Source organism: Pseudomonas sp. 6D_7.1_Bac1, from assembly GCF_025465945.1.
In the GTDB taxonomy this organism is placed as follows: Bacteria; Pseudomonadota; Gammaproteobacteria; order Pseudomonadales; family Pseudomonadaceae; genus Aquipseudomonas.
In genome coordinates this window covers 37,446-53,237 of sequence record NZ_JANLNW010000078.1, presented here as the reverse complement: position 1 = coordinate 53,237, position 15,792 = coordinate 37,446, and the positions used below count along the sequence as shown (strand labels likewise).

At 60.5% G+C, this 15,792-nt stretch carries 18 protein-coding genes; 10 read left to right on the top strand and 8 right to left on the bottom strand.

The window, feature by feature from the left end:
* Window positions 1-134: 134 nt before the first annotated feature.
* From rluB to NTD87_RS23740, 5 genes are all read right to left on the bottom strand, one after another.
* Complete coding sequence (gene rluB / locus NTD87_RS23765; RefSeq protein WP_262116635.1) at window positions 135-1,415, bottom strand: 23S rRNA pseudouridine(2605) synthase RluB; 1,281 nt, start codon at window positions 1,413-1,415, stop codon at window positions 135-137.
* Between the two features lie 301 nt (window positions 1,416-1,716).
* Window positions 1,717-2,694: an SMC-Scp complex subunit ScpB gene (scpB, locus tag NTD87_RS23755; protein ID WP_262116634.1), complete on the bottom strand. Its 978-nt coding sequence runs from the start codon at window positions 2,692-2,694 to the stop codon at window positions 1,717-1,719.
* Between the two features lie 12 nt (window positions 2,695-2,706).
* Entirely contained in the window at window positions 2,707-3,405 is a 699-nt protein-coding gene (locus NTD87_RS23750) for a segregation and condensation protein A (protein WP_262116754.1), read from the bottom strand.
* A gap of 120 nt (window positions 3,406-3,525) precedes the next feature.
* Window positions 3,526-4,155: an L-threonylcarbamoyladenylate synthase gene (locus NTD87_RS23745; RefSeq protein ID WP_262116633.1), complete on the bottom strand. Its 630-nt coding sequence runs from the start codon at window positions 4,153-4,155 to the stop codon at window positions 3,526-3,528.
* A gap of 13 nt (window positions 4,156-4,168) precedes the next feature.
* Window positions 4,169-5,032: a PHP domain-containing protein gene (locus NTD87_RS23740; RefSeq protein WP_123423370.1), complete on the bottom strand. Its 864-nt coding sequence runs from the start codon at window positions 5,030-5,032 to the stop codon at window positions 4,169-4,171.
* Between the two features lie 87 nt (window positions 5,033-5,119).
* Between NTD87_RS23740 and NTD87_RS23735 the strand changes: the two genes are divergently transcribed.
* The 6 genes from NTD87_RS23735 to NTD87_RS23710 all read left to right on the top strand — a co-directional run bounded on the left by NTD87_RS23735 (window position 5,120) and on the right by NTD87_RS23710 (window position 9,377).
* Window positions 5,120-5,716 carry a septation protein A gene (locus NTD87_RS23735; protein ID WP_262116632.1) on the top strand — a complete coding sequence of 199 codons (597 nt, stop codon included), beginning with the start codon at window positions 5,120-5,122 and terminating at the stop codon, window positions 5,714-5,716.
* A gap of 1 nt (window position 5,717) precedes the next feature.
* Window positions 5,718-6,017, top strand: coding sequence for a YciI family protein (locus NTD87_RS23730; protein WP_262116631.1), 300 nt, complete (start codon window positions 5,718-5,720; stop codon window positions 6,015-6,017).
* Window positions 6,018-6,125: 108 nt separating this feature from the next.
* Window positions 6,126-6,536, top strand: a complete 411-nt coding sequence (locus NTD87_RS23725) for a translation initiation factor 2 (RefSeq protein ID WP_262116630.1) — start codon at window positions 6,126-6,128, stop codon at window positions 6,534-6,536.
* 7 nt (window positions 6,537-6,543) lie between these two features.
* Window positions 6,544-7,221, top strand: coding sequence for a response regulator transcription factor (locus NTD87_RS23720; RefSeq protein ID WP_262116629.1), 678 nt, complete (start codon window positions 6,544-6,546; stop codon window positions 7,219-7,221).
* Window positions 7,222-7,516: 295 nt separating this feature from the next.
* The gene (locus NTD87_RS23715) at window positions 7,517-7,957 is read left to right on the top strand and encodes a Spy/CpxP family protein refolding chaperone (protein ID WP_262116628.1); all 441 of its coding nucleotides are present in this window, start codon (window positions 7,517-7,519) and stop codon (window positions 7,955-7,957) included.
* A 67-nt stretch (window positions 7,958-8,024) separates the two neighbouring features.
* The gene (locus NTD87_RS23710) at window positions 8,025-9,377 is read left to right on the top strand and encodes a sensor histidine kinase (protein WP_262116627.1); all 1,353 of its coding nucleotides are present in this window, start codon (window positions 8,025-8,027) and stop codon (window positions 9,375-9,377) included.
* A gap of 124 nt (window positions 9,378-9,501) precedes the next feature.
* Here NTD87_RS23710 and NTD87_RS23705 read toward each other — a convergent pair whose 3' ends face one another.
* Window positions 9,502-10,068 (bottom strand): nitroreductase family protein, encoded by a 567-nt coding sequence (locus NTD87_RS23705; protein WP_262116626.1) that lies wholly within the window; start codon window positions 10,066-10,068, stop codon window positions 9,502-9,504.
* A 121-nt stretch (window positions 10,069-10,189) separates the two neighbouring features.
* On the opposite strand from NTD87_RS23705, the gene NTD87_RS23700 reads away from it, so the two are divergent.
* Window positions 10,190-11,644, top strand: a complete 1,455-nt coding sequence (locus NTD87_RS23700) for a TrkH family potassium uptake protein (RefSeq protein ID WP_262116625.1) — start codon at window positions 10,190-10,192, stop codon at window positions 11,642-11,644.
* Here NTD87_RS23700 and NTD87_RS23695 read toward each other — a convergent pair.
* A complete protein-coding gene (locus NTD87_RS23695) occupies window positions 11,601-12,662 on the bottom strand; it encodes an AraC family transcriptional regulator (RefSeq protein WP_262116624.1) in 1,062 nt (353 codons plus the stop codon). The two genes, NTD87_RS23700 and NTD87_RS23695, sit on opposite strands and share 44 nt — an antisense overlap.
* Window positions 12,663-12,822: 160 nt before the next feature.
* On the opposite strand from NTD87_RS23695, the gene NTD87_RS23690 reads away from it, so the two are divergent.
* The gene (locus NTD87_RS23690) at window positions 12,823-13,134 is read left to right on the top strand and encodes an Mpo1-like protein (RefSeq protein WP_262116623.1); all 312 of its coding nucleotides are present in this window, start codon (window positions 12,823-12,825) and stop codon (window positions 13,132-13,134) included.
* Window positions 13,135-13,234: 100 nt separating this feature from the next.
* Window positions 13,235-13,825, top strand: a complete 591-nt coding sequence (locus NTD87_RS23685) for an HD domain-containing protein (RefSeq protein WP_262116622.1) — start codon at window positions 13,235-13,237, stop codon at window positions 13,823-13,825.
* 168 nt (window positions 13,826-13,993) lie between these two features.
* Here the strand turns inward: NTD87_RS23685 and NTD87_RS23680 are convergent, their stop codons facing one another.
* Window positions 13,994-14,809: a UDP-2,3-diacylglucosamine diphosphatase gene (locus NTD87_RS23680; RefSeq protein WP_262116621.1), complete on the bottom strand. Its 816-nt coding sequence runs from the start codon at window positions 14,807-14,809 to the stop codon at window positions 13,994-13,996.
* A gap of 134 nt (window positions 14,810-14,943) precedes the next feature.
* Here NTD87_RS23680 and NTD87_RS23675 point away from each other — a divergent pair, with 134 nt between their 5' ends.
* Window positions 14,944-15,702 carry an AraC family transcriptional regulator gene (locus NTD87_RS23675; RefSeq protein ID WP_262116620.1) on the top strand — a complete coding sequence of 253 codons (759 nt, stop codon included), beginning with the start codon at window positions 14,944-14,946 and terminating at the stop codon, window positions 15,700-15,702.
* Window positions 15,703-15,792: the final 90 nt, after the last annotated feature.

Genomic DNA, 15,792 nt, shown 5'->3' with positions numbered 1-15,792 from the left:
GTTCAGATAAATGCGATCAAATGTGGGAGCGAGCCTGCTCGCGATGACAGATTCAAAAACACTACATCACTAAAGCCAGACCCAAAAAAAACGCCAATCCGAGGATTGGCGTTTTTTTATGAGGCGCTTACCAATTACTCCGGCTTGCGACGACCAAAGCCTGGACGCTGACCGGAACCGGCCGGTGCGCCGCGACGCTTGCCCGATGGTGCATCACGATCGACCAGAACGATGCCTGGACGCTTCTTCGGCGCTGGCTTGGCCGGGCGCTTGGTGTCGGACGGACGGTCTGCCACTGGCGTACCGCGACCCGACTCACCACGACCTGCCGGAGCACCGCGATCGCTGCGACCACCGGCCGGAGCACCACGGCCTTCGCCACGCTCAGTGCGACCGTTGGCCGGACGCGGCGTCCGTGGACCGCGCTCGCCGTCCTGACGTGGCGCTGGCTTGCGGGCCGGACGCTCGCCTTCGATCTGCGGCTCACGCGCTGGGCGCGGACCTGCGGCAGGAGCAGCGGTGGCTGGACGCAGAGTCCGCACACGCTCGCTCTTGCCGACCGGACGGGACGACTTGCGCTGCATACGCTCAAGCTTGTCTTTGCTCTTGGCGTTCATTTGCGGCATGGCTACCGGGGTCAAACCCACTTCAGCACTCAGCACGTCGACTTCGTACTGGCTCATTTCGCGCCAGCGACCCATCGGCAAGTCAGAGTTGAGGAACACCGGACCGAAACGCACGCGCTTCAGACGGCTGACCACCAGACCCTGGGATTCCCACAGACGGCGGACTTCACGGTTACGGCCTTCCATCACCACGCAGTGGTACCAGTGGTTGAAACCTTCGCCACCTGGAGCCTGCTTGATGTCGGTGAACTTCGCCGGGCCGTCTTCGAGAACGACGCCCGCCTTCAGGCGTTCGATCATTTCGTCGTCGACTTCGCCACGGACACGTACCGCGTATTCGCGGTCCATTTCGTAGGAAGGGTGCATCAGGCGGTTGGCCAGCTCACCGTCGGTGGTGAACATCAGCAAACCGGTGGTATTGATGTCCAGACGACCGATGTTGATCCAGCGGCCTTCTTTTGGTTTCGGCATTTTGTCGAACACGGTCGGACGGCCTTCAGGGTCGTCACGGGTGCAGATTTCGCCGTCGGGTTTGTTGTACATGATCACGCGGCGAACCGATTCGGCCGCTTCTTCACGCTTGATCACCTTGCCATCGATAGTGATGGCGTCGTGCAGGTCGACACGCAGGCCAAGGGTGGCATCTTTGCCGTTGACCTTGATGCGGCCGTGGCTGATCCAGGCCTCTACGTCGCGGCGCGAGCCAACGCCGATACGGGCGAGGACTTTCTGCAGTTTTTCGCCTGCTGGGCCGATTTCCTGGTCGTCTTTCTGGTCGTTGATACTCATCTGGGCACCTCCCGGTGTGGTCTGTTCAGGCCTTGGCCTGAAGATGTGAAATCTGGTCGTTTGGCGAAGAGATCGCCAAAGGGTCGCGAATCATACGCGCATGGCGCCGCTCGCGCATCAGAGACTAGCGGATAAACGGTGGGGCAGTTGTTTTTCCGCCGACCGGTGGCGCTGAGTTCGATCAATCACAACACTGAACCACTGTGGGAGCGAGCCTGCTCGCGATAGCGGTGTATCAGATAACATTGATGTCGACTGACACTCCCTCATCGCGAGCAGGCTCGCTCCCACAGGTCCTGCGTCAGTCGTCGAACTGGCGGCGTTCGTTCTCGATTGCTTCGGCGAGGGCCTGGGCTTCGGCTTCTTCGTCGCTCAGTTCGGGTTTGGGTTGCTCCAGTGCAGCGACGGCGGCAAGCAGTTTCTCGCGAGCTTCGGCAACTCCCAGGATGTCATCTTCAGCCTCTTCCTCAACTTCTGCCTCGGCTTCGGCCTGAAGGTCGGTCTGTGCCTCAACCTCGACGGGCACATCGTCTGGCACCGACGGCTCGCTCTCGCTGACCGCCCCATCACGCAGCAAATCGTCGAAGTCGGTCTTGATGCCCTCTTCCATCGAATCCAGCTCCAACAGCAATGTATGGAAACTGGTTTCGTCCTTCGGCTCTTCCGGCTCGGCGCTGGCATCGGCCAGTTCTTGCAGGTTCTGCGGCACCGGCGCGTCGTCGAACTCAAGCATCGGTTCGGGCTCCAGTTCGCGCAGTTCAGCCAGCGGCGGCAGGTCGTCGAGGTTTTTCAAGTTGAAATGATCGAGAAACGCCTTGGTGGTGGCGAACATCGCCGGTTTGCCCGGTACGTCGCGGTAACCGACGATCCTGATCCACTCGCGCTCCAGCAGGGTTTTGACGATGTGGCTGTTCACCGCCACACCGCGCACATCCTCGATCTCGCCACGGGTGATCGGCTGACGATAGGCGATCAACGCCATGGTCTCCAGCATCGCTCGGGAATAGCGCTGCGGGCGCTCTTCCCACAGACGTCCGACCCAGGGCGCGAATTTCTCACGAATTTGCAGACGGTAGCCCGAGGCGACTTCCTTCAGCTCAAAGGCCCGGCCGTCGCAGGATTTGGCCAGAATCGCCAAGGCCTTCTTGAAGACCGGCGGCTCCGGGCGCTCGCCCTCTTCGAAGAGTTCGAACAGACGCTCCATCGACTGCGGCTTTCCCGAGGCCAACAGAAAGGCTTCAAGCAGTGGCGCCAGCTCGCGGGGTTCACTCAGATTCATTGATTTTGCTCGTTATTCGGCTCGCGCCCGCACATGGATAGCCGCAAACGGCTCATTCTGTACCAGCTCGACCAAGGATTCCTTGACCAGTTCGAGGATCGCCATGAACGTCACGACCACACCCAAGCGTCCCTCTTCAGCAGTGAACAGCTCGACAAAAGGCACAAAACCGCCGCCCTTGAGCCGCTCCAGCACATCGCTCATGCGCTCGCGAGTCGACAACGCCTCGCGGCTGACCTGATGGCTTTCGAACATATCGCCACGGCGCAGGACCTCGGCCATGGACATCAGCAACTCTTCCAGACTCACGTCCGGCAACAACTTGCGCGCTCGCGCCTCCGGGGCATCGAGCTTGGGCACCACCACATCGCGGCCGACCCGGCTCAGGCCGTCGATGCCTTCGGCCGCCGCCTTGAAGCGTTCGTACTCCTGCAAGCGGCGGATCAGCTCGGCGCGCGGGTCGTCTTCGTCCTCTTCGATCTCGGCCGAGCGCGGCAGCAGCATCCGCGACTTGATCTCGGCCAGCATCGCGGCCATCACCAGGTACTCGGCGGCCAACTCCAGGCGTACCGACTGCATCAACTCGACATAGCCCATGTACTGCCGGGTAATTTCCGCCACCGGGATGTCGAGGATGTTGATGTTCTGCTTACGGATCAGGTACAGCAGCAAGTCGAGCGGGCCTTCGAAGGCCTCAAGGAAGACTTCCAGCGCGTCCGGCGGAATGTACAGGTCCAGCGGCATTTCCATGACCGCCTGGCCATAGACCATGGCGAACGGCAGTTCTTGCTGGGCGCCGGCCTGGTTATCGACGGGCTCTACTGCGGACATCTAGGCCTCAACCATAAACGGCGCGGGGTCGCCGCAACCGACGCGAATCACTTGGGGCTCGCCATCGGCCAGGTTGATCACCGTGGAGGCTTTGATACCGCCAAAACCGCCGTCGATGATCAGGTCGACCTGATGTTCAAGCAACTGACGCATTTCATGCGGGTCGCTCATCGGTTCGGTTTCACCGGGCATGATCAGGGTCACGCTCATCAGCGGCTCGCCCAACTCTTCAAGCAACGCCAGGGCAATCGGATGGCTCGGCACCCGCAAACCGATGGTGCGCTTCTTCGGGTGCAGCAACAGACGCGGCACTTCGCGGGTGGCGTTGAGAATGAACGTGTAAGGCCCCGGCAAGTGCGCCTTGAGGAGCCGGAAGGTGCCGGTGTCGATCTTGGCGAACAGCCCGAGTTGCGACAGGTCGCTGCAGATCAGTGCGAAATTGTGTTTGTCGTCCAGTTGCCGTAATCGACGCACACGCTCGACGGCGTTCTTGTCGCCGATATGGCAGCCAATAGCGTAGGACGAGTCAGTAGGGTAAATCACCACCCCGCCTTTGCGGATAATCTCGACAGCTTGTTTTATCAGGCGCGCTTGCGGGTTTTCCGGATGAATCTGGAAAAATTGACTCACATTGTCTACCTGTTCAGACGGCAATAACGGCTGGGTCATGTTTGAACCGACACCAAAGCGGTGGCAGGTCCTCCGGGAGTGGGCGGTACTCGCCGATCTCGGACCAGCCTCCGGGTCCATGGAAATCACTGCCGGCACTGACCAGCAGACCGAACTCACGAGCAAGAATAGCCAGGCTGCCGACCTGCTCGGCCGGCTGATGGCCGTTGACCACTTCGATCGCGTGGCCACCTGCTTGAATATAGTCGGCAATCAGGCGACGGCGCTTGCTGCGGGTGAAATCATAGTGCCAAGGGTGCGCCAGGCTGACCCAGGCCCCGGCGGCGCGCAGGGTTTCGACGGTTTCTTCCAGGGTCGGCCAGTGTTGCTTGACGTCCCCCAGCTTGCCGGCGCCCAACCACTTGCGGAAGGCTTCCGCGCGATCCTTGACGAAACCGGCGCGGACCAGATAATCGGCAAAGTGCGGTCGGGCCGGCGCATTGCCGCTGTCACCGAGTTCCTGCTGGATAGCCCGCGCGCCTTCAAGCGCGCCCGGCATGCCCTTGAGTTCCAGCTTGCGGCTGATTTCTTCGGATCTGAGCCAGCGCCCATCATGCAACTTGGCAATCGCCTCGACCAACGCCGGGGCATTGACGTCGAATCCGTAACCCAGCACATGGATGGTCGCGCCACCCCAGGTGCAGGATAATTCGACGCCGTTGACCAGTTGCATCCCCAGCGCAACCGCAGCGCTGCGGGCCTCGTCGAGGCCTTCAAGGGTGTCGTGGTCGGTCAAGGCCAGGACTCGCACGCCTTTCTCGAACGCACGCGCAACCAGTACCGCAGGCGCCAGGGCGCCATCGGAGGCCGTGCTATGGCAGTGCAAATCAACATTCACAGGACTGTGTAACCTCAAATCAGCTGGCGCTTTCGCGACCCAATATGTTTGTTATTATGCCGCCACATCCTGCTTCTGGCTGCCACTGTGAAACAATTCATCGACTTCATCCCGCTTCTGCTGTTTTTCATCGTCTATAAAATCGATCCACGGGTCGTCGACATCGCCGGCCATCAACTGACTGTAGGCGGTATTTACAGCGCCACCGCGATGCTGATCATCAGTTCCCTGGTGGTGTACGGCACGTTGTTCATCAAACAGCGCAAGCTGGAGAAGAGCCAGTGGCTGACCCTGATCGCTTGCCTGGTCTTCGGCAGCCTGACCCTGGCCTTCCACAGTGAAACCTTCCTTAAATGGAAGGCGCCGGTGGTTAACTGGCTGTTCGCCCTGGCCTTTATCGGCAGCCACTTTGTCGGTGACCGGTTGCTGATCAAACGCATCATGGGCCACGCGCTGACCCTGCCGGACCCGGTCTGGACTCGCCTGAACATTGCCTGGATCGGCTTTTTCCTGTTTTGCGGCGCGGCCAACCTGTTCGTTGCGTTCACGTTCCAGAGCTATTGGGTCGACTTCAAAGTCTTCGGCAGCCTGGGCATGACCCTGCTATTCCTGGTCGGCCAGGGCATCTACCTGTCCCGCCACTTGCACGACGCCGACGCCACTACGCCAAAAACCGAGGACTGACATGCTATATGCAATCATTGCTACAGACGTCGCCAACTCCCTGGAAAACCGCCTGACTGCGCGCCCTGCGCACATTGAGCGGCTGCAAAAACTGCAAGCCGAGGGCCGCGTGGTGCTGGCTGGCCCGCACCCTGCCGTCGACAGTAATGATCCGGGCGCTGCGGGTTTCACCGGCAGCCTGATCGTCGCCGAGTTCGCCTCCCTGGAAGCCGCCAAGGCCTGGGCCGACGCCGATCCGTATATCGCGGCAGGCGTCTATGCCAACGTTCTGGTCAAACCGTTCAAGCAAGTCCTGCCATAACACAGCACCCACGCGATGAACCTTGGGTTCATCGCGTGTTCAACTGCTCATTATTCTCGTTCAACGGCCGACAACCTGCCCAACACTCGATTGGAATCAGGAGTTTCGATGCGCCAAGGTCCGCTGTGTCTGCTGTTGGTCATGTTATCGATCGGGGCCTTCGCCCATGCCGAAGAGCACTCGGACTCAGGTTATTCAACGCCTCTGTCGTTAAGCGCCGGTAGCCAGATCACCGAATTGCAGCAACGCTTGAAAGACAGCGAGCGGCAACGAGAAGAGCTGAACAATCAACTGCAAAATGCCGATAGCGAACGCGAAAGCGCCTTGCTGGGCCGGTTGCGCCAAGAGAATCAGCGCCTCAAGCTGCAACTCAAGGAAGTCCAGGCCAGCCCCCAGCCGCGCCTGCTGAGCGATCAGCAGCAATGGTTCGTCACGGGCGCGGGAGTAGCGCTATTGGCCCTGCTCTGCGGTATCTTCGCCAGTGGTGGACGTAGAAAACGTCGGCAATGGCTAAATTGAGTGAGTCATGAGTGAGCTGTTACTAATTGATGATGACCAGGAGCTGTGTGAGCTCCTGAGCAGTTGGCTGAGCCAGGAAGGTTTTGTTGTGCGCGCTTGCCACGACGGTCTGAGTGCGCGCCGCGCCCTGGCCGAGTCCGCACCGGCGGCGGTGGTACTGGACGTGATGCTGCCCGACGGCAGCGGTCTGGAACTGCTCAAGCAATTGCGCAACGACCACCCGGACCTGCCAGTGGTGATGCTCTCGGCCCGCGGCGAGCCGCTGGACCGTATCCTCGGCCTGGAGCTGGGCGCCGACGATTACCTGGCCAAGCCGTGTGATCCACGAGAGTTGACTGCCCGTCTGCGCGCCGTACTGCGGCGCAGCCATCCGCCGGCAGTGTCCAGCCAGATGGAACTCGGCGATCTGTGCTTCAGCCCGGTCCGTGGTGTGGTCAGCATCGACGAACAGGAATACACCCTGACCGTCTCCGAAAGTCGCCTGCTCGAAGCCCTGCTCAAGCAACCCGGCGAGCCGCTGGACAAGCAGGAACTGGCGCAGATCGCCCTCGGTCGCAAGCTGACCCTGTACGATCGCAGCCTGGACATGCACGTCAGCAACCTGCGCAAAAAGATCGGCCCGCACCCCGACGGCCGCCCGCGCATCGTGGCCCTGCGCAGCCGCGGCTACTACTACAGTCTCTAACGACCGACGCGGTCCCTTGTAGCAGCTGGCGAGCCCGCGAGCCTGCGTTCGGCCGCGTAGCGGTCGCGATCCGGATGACGTGGTGTATCTGGAAAAACGCGGACGCAGGTTTTACGACTGCTGCGCAGCCGAACGCAGGCTGCGCCAGCTGCTACGTAAATCAAAGCGGTGGTTTGTCAGGACGACGGAAAAACGTCTTTACCCAAGCTTTACGCTCAACTGACCGCCGCTGACCTAGATCTCCGTAATCTGTACTCATCCGGAACACACCGGGAACGAGACAAGGAGACACACCATGCGCAAGACCCTTATCGCTTTGATGTTCGCTGCCGCACTGCCGACCATTGCCATGGCCGCACCAGAAGGCCAAGGCCCGATGGGCCCAATGGACGGCCACGGTTACAGCGAACACATGCACGGCGGCAAAGGCGCTTACAGAGAGCTGAACCTGAGCCACGAACAACGCGAGCAGATCCGCAAACTGATTGGCGAGCAGATGCATGCACGTAAAGAGTTGGTAGAGCAGTACCTGCAAAAACTCTCGCCAGCCGATCAGCAGGCTTTGAAGGACCAAATGGCGGCCGGCCGCCAGAAAACCGAGAAGGACATTCGTGCCCTACTCAAGCCGGACCAACAGCAGAAGTTCGACGCGATCCAAAAGAAGCAGGCCGAACGCAAAGCCGAGTGGGAGCAGTTCCAGGCGTGGAAAGCCCAACAGCCGCAAAAAGCGCAATAATGTTCTAGCGCTACTTCCCAGCCCAATGGTGAGTCACCATTGGGCTTTCTTTGTTTGAGGACTTCCCGTGCGTTCATTGTTCTGGCGCATCCTTGCCAGTTTCTGGCTGGCCATCGCTCTGGTTGCAGGGCTGTCGATTCTGCTCGGGCACATGTTGAACCAGGACGCCTGGATTCTCAGTCGCCATCCGGGCCTCAATACCCTGGCACAAGAGTGGACGCAGCTCTACGAAGAAAAGGGTGAGGACGCTGCGCAAGCGCTGCTCGAACAACGCAAACGGCGTTACCACATCGACGTTCAGGTCCTGAACGAGAGTGGCGACCCGGTGGTGCGCGGCACCTTCCCTCGCCGCGCGGCGGCCTTGGAAGCAAGGCAGAGCGACAACGCCGACGACAACGACCGCCACCTGCCCTGGCGGCGCCTGACCGTCGAGTACACCAGCCCGAAAAGTGCTGAAACTTACTTGCTGATCTACCGTATTCCGCATCCAGAACTCAACGCCTGGCACCGCAACAGCCTGCTTTGGCCCCTCAGTGCACTGGCGATTGCCTTGGTGGTGCTGACGCTGTTCAGCCTGCTGGTGACGCTGTCCATTACCCGCCCGTTGAGCCGTCTGCGCGGAGCGGTACATGACCTCGGCCAGACGACCTATCAGCAAAACAGCCTGGCGCGGCTGGCCAACCGTCGTGACGAGTTTGGCGTGCTGGCCAACGACTTCAACCGCATGGGCGCACGCCTGCAAAGCCTGATCGGTAGTCAGCGACAATTGCTGCGCGACGTGTCTCACGAGCTGCGTTCACCGTTGGCCCGATTGCGTATCGCCCTGGCCCTCTCGGAACGGGCCGGTCCCGAAGAACGCGAAAAACTCTGGCCACGACTGACCCGCGAGTGTGATCGCCTGGAAGCGCTGATCAGTGAGATTCTGGTGCTGGCACGGGTCGACGCCGACAACGCCAGTGCCGAAGAGGTTGACCTCAACGCACTACTCAATACGGTGCAAAAAGACGCCCAGCTCGGCGCGCCGGAACAAAGCATCCGTGTCGAAGCCGAACAGCCATTGAACCTCAAGGGCTGGCCAACCATGATCGAACGGGCGCTGGATAACCTGTTGCGTAACGCCCAACGCTTCAACCCGGCTGGACAGCCGATTGAAGTGCTGGCCTTGCGTCAGGGGGATCGGATTGTGCTCAGTGTGCGCGACCACGGCCCCGGTGTAGAAACCGAGCACTTGAGTCAACTGGGCGAGCCCTTCTACCGGGCGCCCGGGCAGACGGCGGCAGGACATGGCCTGGGGCTTGCCATCGCCCGTCGTGCGGCAGAGCGCCACGGCGGCAGCCTGATTCTGGCCAATCACCCCGAGGGCGGATTCATTGCCAGCCTGGATTTGCCGTTGGAGCCCGGGGCTGTGGTTCAGCCCTGAAACCTGACGGATCATGTGGGAGCGAGCTTGCTCGCGATAGCGGTATGACTGTCGACATCAATGTTGAATGTGAAGCCGTCATCGCGAGCAAGCTCGCTCCCACATTGAATCAATCCATCAATATTCAGGCCTTGGCAGGCCAGGCGCTGACAAACTCGGCGAGATCGACTTTACCGGCCACACGCGGTTCGTTCTGTGGTGTGCCCAGGTAAAGGAGTGCAATCACCTCTTCACCTTCCGTCAGACCCAAGCCTTTGGCCACATGCGCCGAATAGACCAGCTCGCCGGTGCGCCATACCGCACCGATGCCCTGAGCGTAAGCTGCCAGCAAGATACCGTGGGCCGCACAACCTGCGGCCAGCAACTGCTCGGACTTCGGCACCTTGATGTGGTCCTGCAGACGCGCAATGACCACCACCACCAACGGCGCACGCAGCGGGCCATTACGCGCCTTGTCCACCAAGGCCTGAGGTACATCGGCGTCTTGCAGGCGTGCAGCCTCAGCCAGCAACTCGCCCATTTGCTCACGCGCCGCACCTTCGACCGTCAGAAAACGCCACGGCTGCAAATGCCCGTGATCCGGTGCGCGCATGGCCGCTGCAAACAACACTTCCCGTTGTGCGGCAGTGGGTGCCGGGTCGAGCAAGCGCGGAACGGAAACACGGTTGAGCAAAGCGTCGAGAGCCTGCATCGGCCACCTCCTGAAAAAAATGTCTGGTTATTCTAGCGGTATCCGAGTCGGGGGTGCCGGTTTACATGACCTGCCTCGCAGGTAGAATGGCGCCCTTTCTCTATCAGCCCGAGCGGATTTCATGGCGTTGCCGACCTTACGGATTATCGGTTTTATCATCGGCATCTTCCTGATCACCCTGGCCATCAGCATGGTTGTGCCGATGGCGACCCTGGTGATTTACGACCGCACCAGCGACCTGCCGTCGTTCCTCTGGGCCAGCATGATCACCTTTCTCGCCGGCCTGGCGCTGGTCATCCCCGGACGGCCGGAGCATGTGCACCTGCGCCCGCGAGACATGTACCTGCTCACCGTGTCGAGCTGGGTGGTGGTCTGCCTATTCGCTGCCTTGCCGTTTCTGCTGACCCAGCGCATCAGTTACACCGACTCGTTTTTCGAAAGCATGTCGGGCATCACCGCCACCGGCTCTACCGTGCTCAGCGGCCTGGACAGCATGTCGCCGGGCATCCTGATGTGGCGCTCGTTGCTGCACTGGCTGGGTGGCATCGGCTTTATCGGCATGGCGGTAGCGATTTTGCCATTGCTGCGCGTGGGTGGCATGCGGCTGTTTCAGACCGAGTCGTCGGACCGTTCCGAAAAGGTCATGCCACGCTCGCACATGGTGGCCCGGCTGATCGTCGCTGCCTACGTCAGTATCACCATCCTCGGTAGCCTGGCGTTCTGGTGGGCGGGCATGAGCCCGTTCGACGCGATCAACCATGCGATGTCGGCCATTTCCACCGGTGGTTTCTCCACCTCCGACCAGTCCCTGGCCAAGTGGACGCAGCCGGCGGTGCATTGGGTCGCGGTGGTGATCATGATTCTCGGCAGCCTGCCGTTTACCCTGTACGTGGCGACCTTGCGCGGCAATCGGCGGGCGTTGATCAAGGATCAGCAGGTACAAGGATTGCTCGGCATGCTGCTGGTAACCTGGCTGGTACTCGGCACCTGGTACTGGTGGACCACCGACCTGCACTGGCTGGACGCATTGCGCCACGTTGCGCTGAACGTCACGTCGGTGGTCACTACCACTGGTTTTGCGCTGGGGGATTACAGCATGTGGGGCAACTTCTCGCTGATGCTGTTCTTCTATCTGGGTTTTGTCGGTGGCTGCTCGGGTTCGACCGCCGGCGGAATCAAGATCTTCCGTTTCCAGGTGGCCTTTATCCTGCTCAAGGCCAACCTCAACCAACTGATCCACCCGCGCGCGGTGATCAAGCAGAAGTACAACGGCCACCGTCTCGACGAAGAAATTGTTCGTTCGATTCTGACCTTTTCGTTCTTCTTTGCGATCACCATTTGCGCCATCGCCCTGGCGTTATCATTGCTGGGCCTGGACTGGATGACTGCCCTGACCGGTGCGGCCAGTACGGTGTCCGGCGTCGGCCCGGGTCTGGGGGAAACCATCGGTCCGGCCGGAAATTTCGCCAGCCTGCCCGACGCCGCCAAGTGGATTCTGTCCCTCGGCATGCTGCTGGGGCGGCTGGAGATCATTACCGTGTTTGTGCTGTGTATTCCGGCGTTTTGGCGTCACTGACCTCTTTGGGCGCTTCCATCAACCGCACCCGGTACTCGCCGGGTGTGGTATCGAACCAGCGCCGAAAGGCCCGAAAAAAATTGCTCGGATCGGCGAACCCCAACAGGTAGGCAATTTCCAGCAGGGTCATGCTCGGTTGCGCCAGGTACTGCTCGGCCAACTCGCGGCGCGTGTCATCAAGCAGCGTCTGAAAACTCGTGCCTTCTTCCTGCAAGCGTCGCTGCAAGGTGCGCTGGGACAAATGCAGGGCTTGCGCCACCGTATCGCGCTTGGGCTCGCCCTGGGGCAGCAAGCGACACAGCACTTGCCGCGCGTTGTGGGTCACCCGGCTTTCAGAAAACCGCGCCAGGTATTCACCGGCAAAGCGGTCATGCAACAACGCCATGGCCTCATTGGCGGTCGGCAACGGTGCCTCCATGTCTGCCCGTTCGAAAATCAGCGCGTCATACGGGGCGTTGAACTCCAGCGGCGCATGAAAGACTTGTTTATAGGGGGCGAGGTCAACGGGCTGAGCGCCCTGGATCAACACTTTGCGTGGCTGCAAGGTGCGCCCGGTCAGCCAGCCGCACAGGCCCAATGCACACGCCAGTGATGCTTCGGCGCTTTGTCGGGTTGGCGGCAGATGATCGCCATGCACCGTCAGAATCAGCGCATAACCTTCGGGTAACAGTTGAAAGCTCAGATCGGCGCTTTCGGCAATGATCCGCTGATAACGCACCAATCGTTGAAAGCCTTCAGCCAGGGTCTGGCTGGACATCAAGGCATAACCGGCGACATGAAACGACGCAGGGCGCACCAGCTTGCCCATGTTCAGACCGATCGCCGGGTTGCCGGACAGTTCTACCGCGCGCTGCCAGAGCCGCGTCATCGAATCTTGAGGGAAGCGCGCATCCGGATCATCCAGTGCCGCGTAGTCGAGCCCCAGCTGTTTGAACAAAACCCGGCAATCCAGGCCGTCCATCTCCAGCGCTTTGACAATCCCCATCGCCCAACTTGCAGAAGTCGTTCGTTCGCTCATGGCGTTTGCTTACTTGATGAGCCGCGTGTCACGGCCAATTTCAGAAGGATACTAAAGTGGCGCCCATTGTCACTGGCTGTTGCCACTGATGACTCTAGACTCAAATAAGCTCCCCGCAGAACATCCGGTCAGCAGAACAATAACCACAGAGATCGCAGTCGTGGAAAACATCAAACGTTTCAACAGCTTCGCCGAGTTTTACCCGTATTACCTCAGCGAACACAGCAACAGCGCCTGCCGACGCCTGCACTTCGTCGGCACCAGCCTGGTGATTTCCATCCTGGCCTTCGCCATCGGCAAAGGTGCCTGGATGCTATTGCTGGCCCTGCCGCTGGTTGGTTACGGCTTCGCCTGGGTTGGCCACTTCTTCTTTGAAAAAAACCGCCCGGCGACATTCCAACATCCACTTTACAGCCTGCTCGGGGACTTCGTGATGTACCGCGATATGATCCTGGGCAAAGTGCCCTTCTAGGCTTGCGGGGCCATCAAGCCGTCCCGAGCGGCCAGCACAGCGCTGGATCCAATGCTCTACACTCGAATCGTCCCTTCGAATACAAACAAGAGGATCGTCGATGAATGTGCACGCCCGCTTCACCCACATGAAGGATGGCACGCAGGAAGACTGGGCGATCATCGCCGCAGACTTCAGTGCCTACGCCAAACAATTGCCGACACGGATTGTGGCGCACCTGAAACTGCTGGAGGGTGATTTTGGCGGCTTCCCGGTCGATCGTCTGACCCACTCACTGCAAACCGCCACCCGCGCCTTGCGCGATGGCCGTGATGAGGAATACGTGGTGTGCGCGCTGCTTCACGATATTGGCGACACCCTCGGTTCCTACAACCACCCGGACATCGCGGTGGCGATCCTCAAGCCATTCGTCAGCGCTGAAAATCTGTGGATGGTGGAGAAACACGGGATATTCCAGGGCTACTACTTCTTCCACCACCTGGGTATGGACCGGCACCTGCGCGAGCAATTTCGCGAACACCCGCAGTACCGGCAGACCATCGAGTTCTGCGCCAAGTATGATGCAGCGGCTTTTGATCCGGCCTACGAGACCTTGCCGCTCAGCTTCTTCGAGCCGATGCTGGAGCGTCTGTTTACCCAGCCGAAGCAGTCGATTTACAAAGCGGCAATGGAAGAATACGCACCGGCCTGAGATCTCCGCGAACCCGTGGCGAGGGAGCTTGCTCCCGCTCGGCCGCGCAGCAGTCGTCAATCCAGAGCACGCGGTTTGTCTGACTGAATACGATCACAGGTTTCCGGGGGGGCGCTTCGCACCCCAACGGGGGCAAGCCCCCTCGCCACAAAAGCTGAACCTGTCGGATCAAGCAGGTTCTGCAACCTTCAAGGCTTTCAACTCAGCCTCGCGCGCCTGCGCATCGGCCAATCGGTACAGCTCGATCGTGCCATCCCAATGCTCGATCAATGCCGTGCACGACTCCACCCAATCCCCGCAGTTGAGGTAATCCACCTCGCCGACCTTGCGGATTTCCGCGTGGTGGATGTGCCCGCAAACCACACCGTGGAGTTCGCGCTTGACGCACTCGTGGGCGATGGCCTCTTCGAAATCGCTGATGAAGCTGACCGCGGTTTTGACCTTGCGCTTGAGGTAGGCCGACAACGACCAGTAACCGTAGCCGTACCGCGCGCGCCAGTGATTGAGCCAGCGGTTGAGGGTCAGGGTGAACTCGTAGGCCGAGTCGCCCAGAAACGCCAGCCAGCGGTGATAGCGCGTGATCACGTCGAACTGATCGCCGTGAATCACCAACAGGTGCCGACCATCCGCAGTGACGTGAACCGCCTCGTCCACCAGTTGAATGTTGCCCAGGATCAGCTTTGAATAACGTCGCAGAAACTCGTCGTGGTTACCGGTGACGTAAATCACCTCGGTGCCGCGCTTGCTCATGGTCAGCAGCCGGCGGATGACGTTGGTGTGAGCCTGAGGCCAGTACATGCCGCTGCGCAGCTTCCAGCCATCGATGATGTCGCCGACCAGATAAATCTTGTCGGCCTGATAGCCCTTGAGGAACTGCGACAAATGCTCTGCCTGGCAATCCCGTGTACCGAGGTGCACATCAGAGATCCACAAGGTGCGCACGCGTTGTTTACGGCTGGGTTTGGCGACTTCGGCGCTGGTCATGGACAACCTCTGCGAGATTTTTCGCAAGCTTGCGCCGCAGCGATTAATAGCCCGTGACACAAATGCGGCAGTCTGATGACAACCCGAACCCAGGTGCTGGCGGTGTAGACTGCGACTCTGCCCGGGAGACTGCGATGAGACCGATCCTCACGCTACGCCAATACACTCACGACTTGATCGTCCACAGCCACGACCACGCGCAACTGGTGTTTGGCCTGTCGGGCGCGCTCGACTTCGAGGTCGATGGCCGTGGCAGTCAGGTGCTGCAGCAGAGTTTTGTGGTGGTGCCCTCAGGTGCCCATCACGCTTGTGGCAGTCCGAAAGGCAGTCGCTGCCTGGTGCTCGACGTACCGAACGATCAGTGGGTTTCGCAATCATTGGGCGAGCACGCCGATGCCAGTCGGCGCTTGCTCGACAACCCCGCACGCTTGCCGCTGGACGCCGGGCAAAGTCAGTTGGTGAGCTGGTTGGCCAGCAGCCCGGTAGAGGACCCGCTGATCGCCCAGCAAGGTGCGGTGTTGTTGCTCGCCAGCCTCAACAGCGCCGCTCCGAGCAGCATCGCCGGCAGACGACTGCCCTACGCCGCGCTCAACGCGCACATCGACCAATACGCCGCCTACCCCCTGCAAGTTGCCGATCTGGCGCGCATTGCCGGGCTGTCCAGTGCGCGCCTGCACGCTCGGTTTGTGGCCGAATGCGGGCAGACTCCGATGGATTACATCCGCAGCCGCCGCCTGCACATCGCGGTGAAGTTGCTGCGTGAGTCTGCGCTGCCCATTGGCGAAGTCGCCAGCCGCGTCGGCTATGGTTCTCAGAGTGCCTTCGCCGCGGCGGTGATGCGCGAGTTTGGCGCGTCCCCTGGCACGCTGCGCCGGGCGGTGAGCGAACGCTAGGTTGACGATAAAAAACGCGAGTCTGGCGACAGACAGGGGCGTGCCCGGGGCTTTAGAGTGAGCCCATGGTTCTCGCTATGCATTTAAGGA

Bases quoted from the DNA above. Each gene is read 5' to 3' on its own strand.
- NTD87_RS23680 (WP_262116621.1), bottom strand. From the start codon at position 14,809: ATGACCAGCGCCGAAGTCGCCAAACCCAGCCGTAAACAACGCGTGCGC.
- NTD87_RS23730 (WP_262116631.1), top strand. From the start codon at position 5,718: ATGCTATATGCAATCATTGCTACAGACGTCGCCAACTCCCTGGAAAAC.
- NTD87_RS23725 (WP_262116630.1), top strand. From the start codon at position 6,126: ATGCGCCAAGGTCCGCTGTGTCTGCTGTTGGTCATGTTATCGATCGGG.
- NTD87_RS23700 (WP_262116625.1), top strand. From the start codon at position 10,190: ATGGCGTTGCCGACCTTACGGATTATCGGTTTTATCATCGGCATCTTC.
- NTD87_RS23675 (WP_262116620.1), top strand. From the start codon at position 14,944: ATGAGACCGATCCTCACGCTACGCCAATACACTCACGACTTGATCGTC.
- NTD87_RS23720 (WP_262116629.1), top strand. From the start codon at position 6,544: ATGAGTGAGCTGTTACTAATTGATGATGACCAGGAGCTGTGTGAGCTC.
- NTD87_RS23715 (WP_262116628.1), top strand. From the start codon at position 7,517: ATGCGCAAGACCCTTATCGCTTTGATGTTCGCTGCCGCACTGCCGACC.
- scpB (WP_262116634.1), bottom strand. From the start codon at position 2,694: ATGAATCTGAGTGAACCCCGCGAGCTGGCGCCACTGCTTGAAGCCTTT.
- NTD87_RS23695 (WP_262116624.1), bottom strand. From the start codon at position 12,662: ATGAGCGAACGAACGACTTCTGCAAGTTGGGCGATGGGGATTGTCAAA.
- NTD87_RS23705 (WP_262116626.1), bottom strand. From the start codon at position 10,068: ATGCAGGCTCTCGACGCTTTGCTCAACCGTGTTTCCGTTCCGCGCTTG.
- NTD87_RS23685 (WP_262116622.1), top strand. From the start codon at position 13,235: ATGAATGTGCACGCCCGCTTCACCCACATGAAGGATGGCACGCAGGAA.
- rluB (WP_262116635.1), bottom strand. From the start codon at position 1,415: ATGAGTATCAACGACCAGAAAGACGACCAGGAAATCGGCCCAGCAGGC.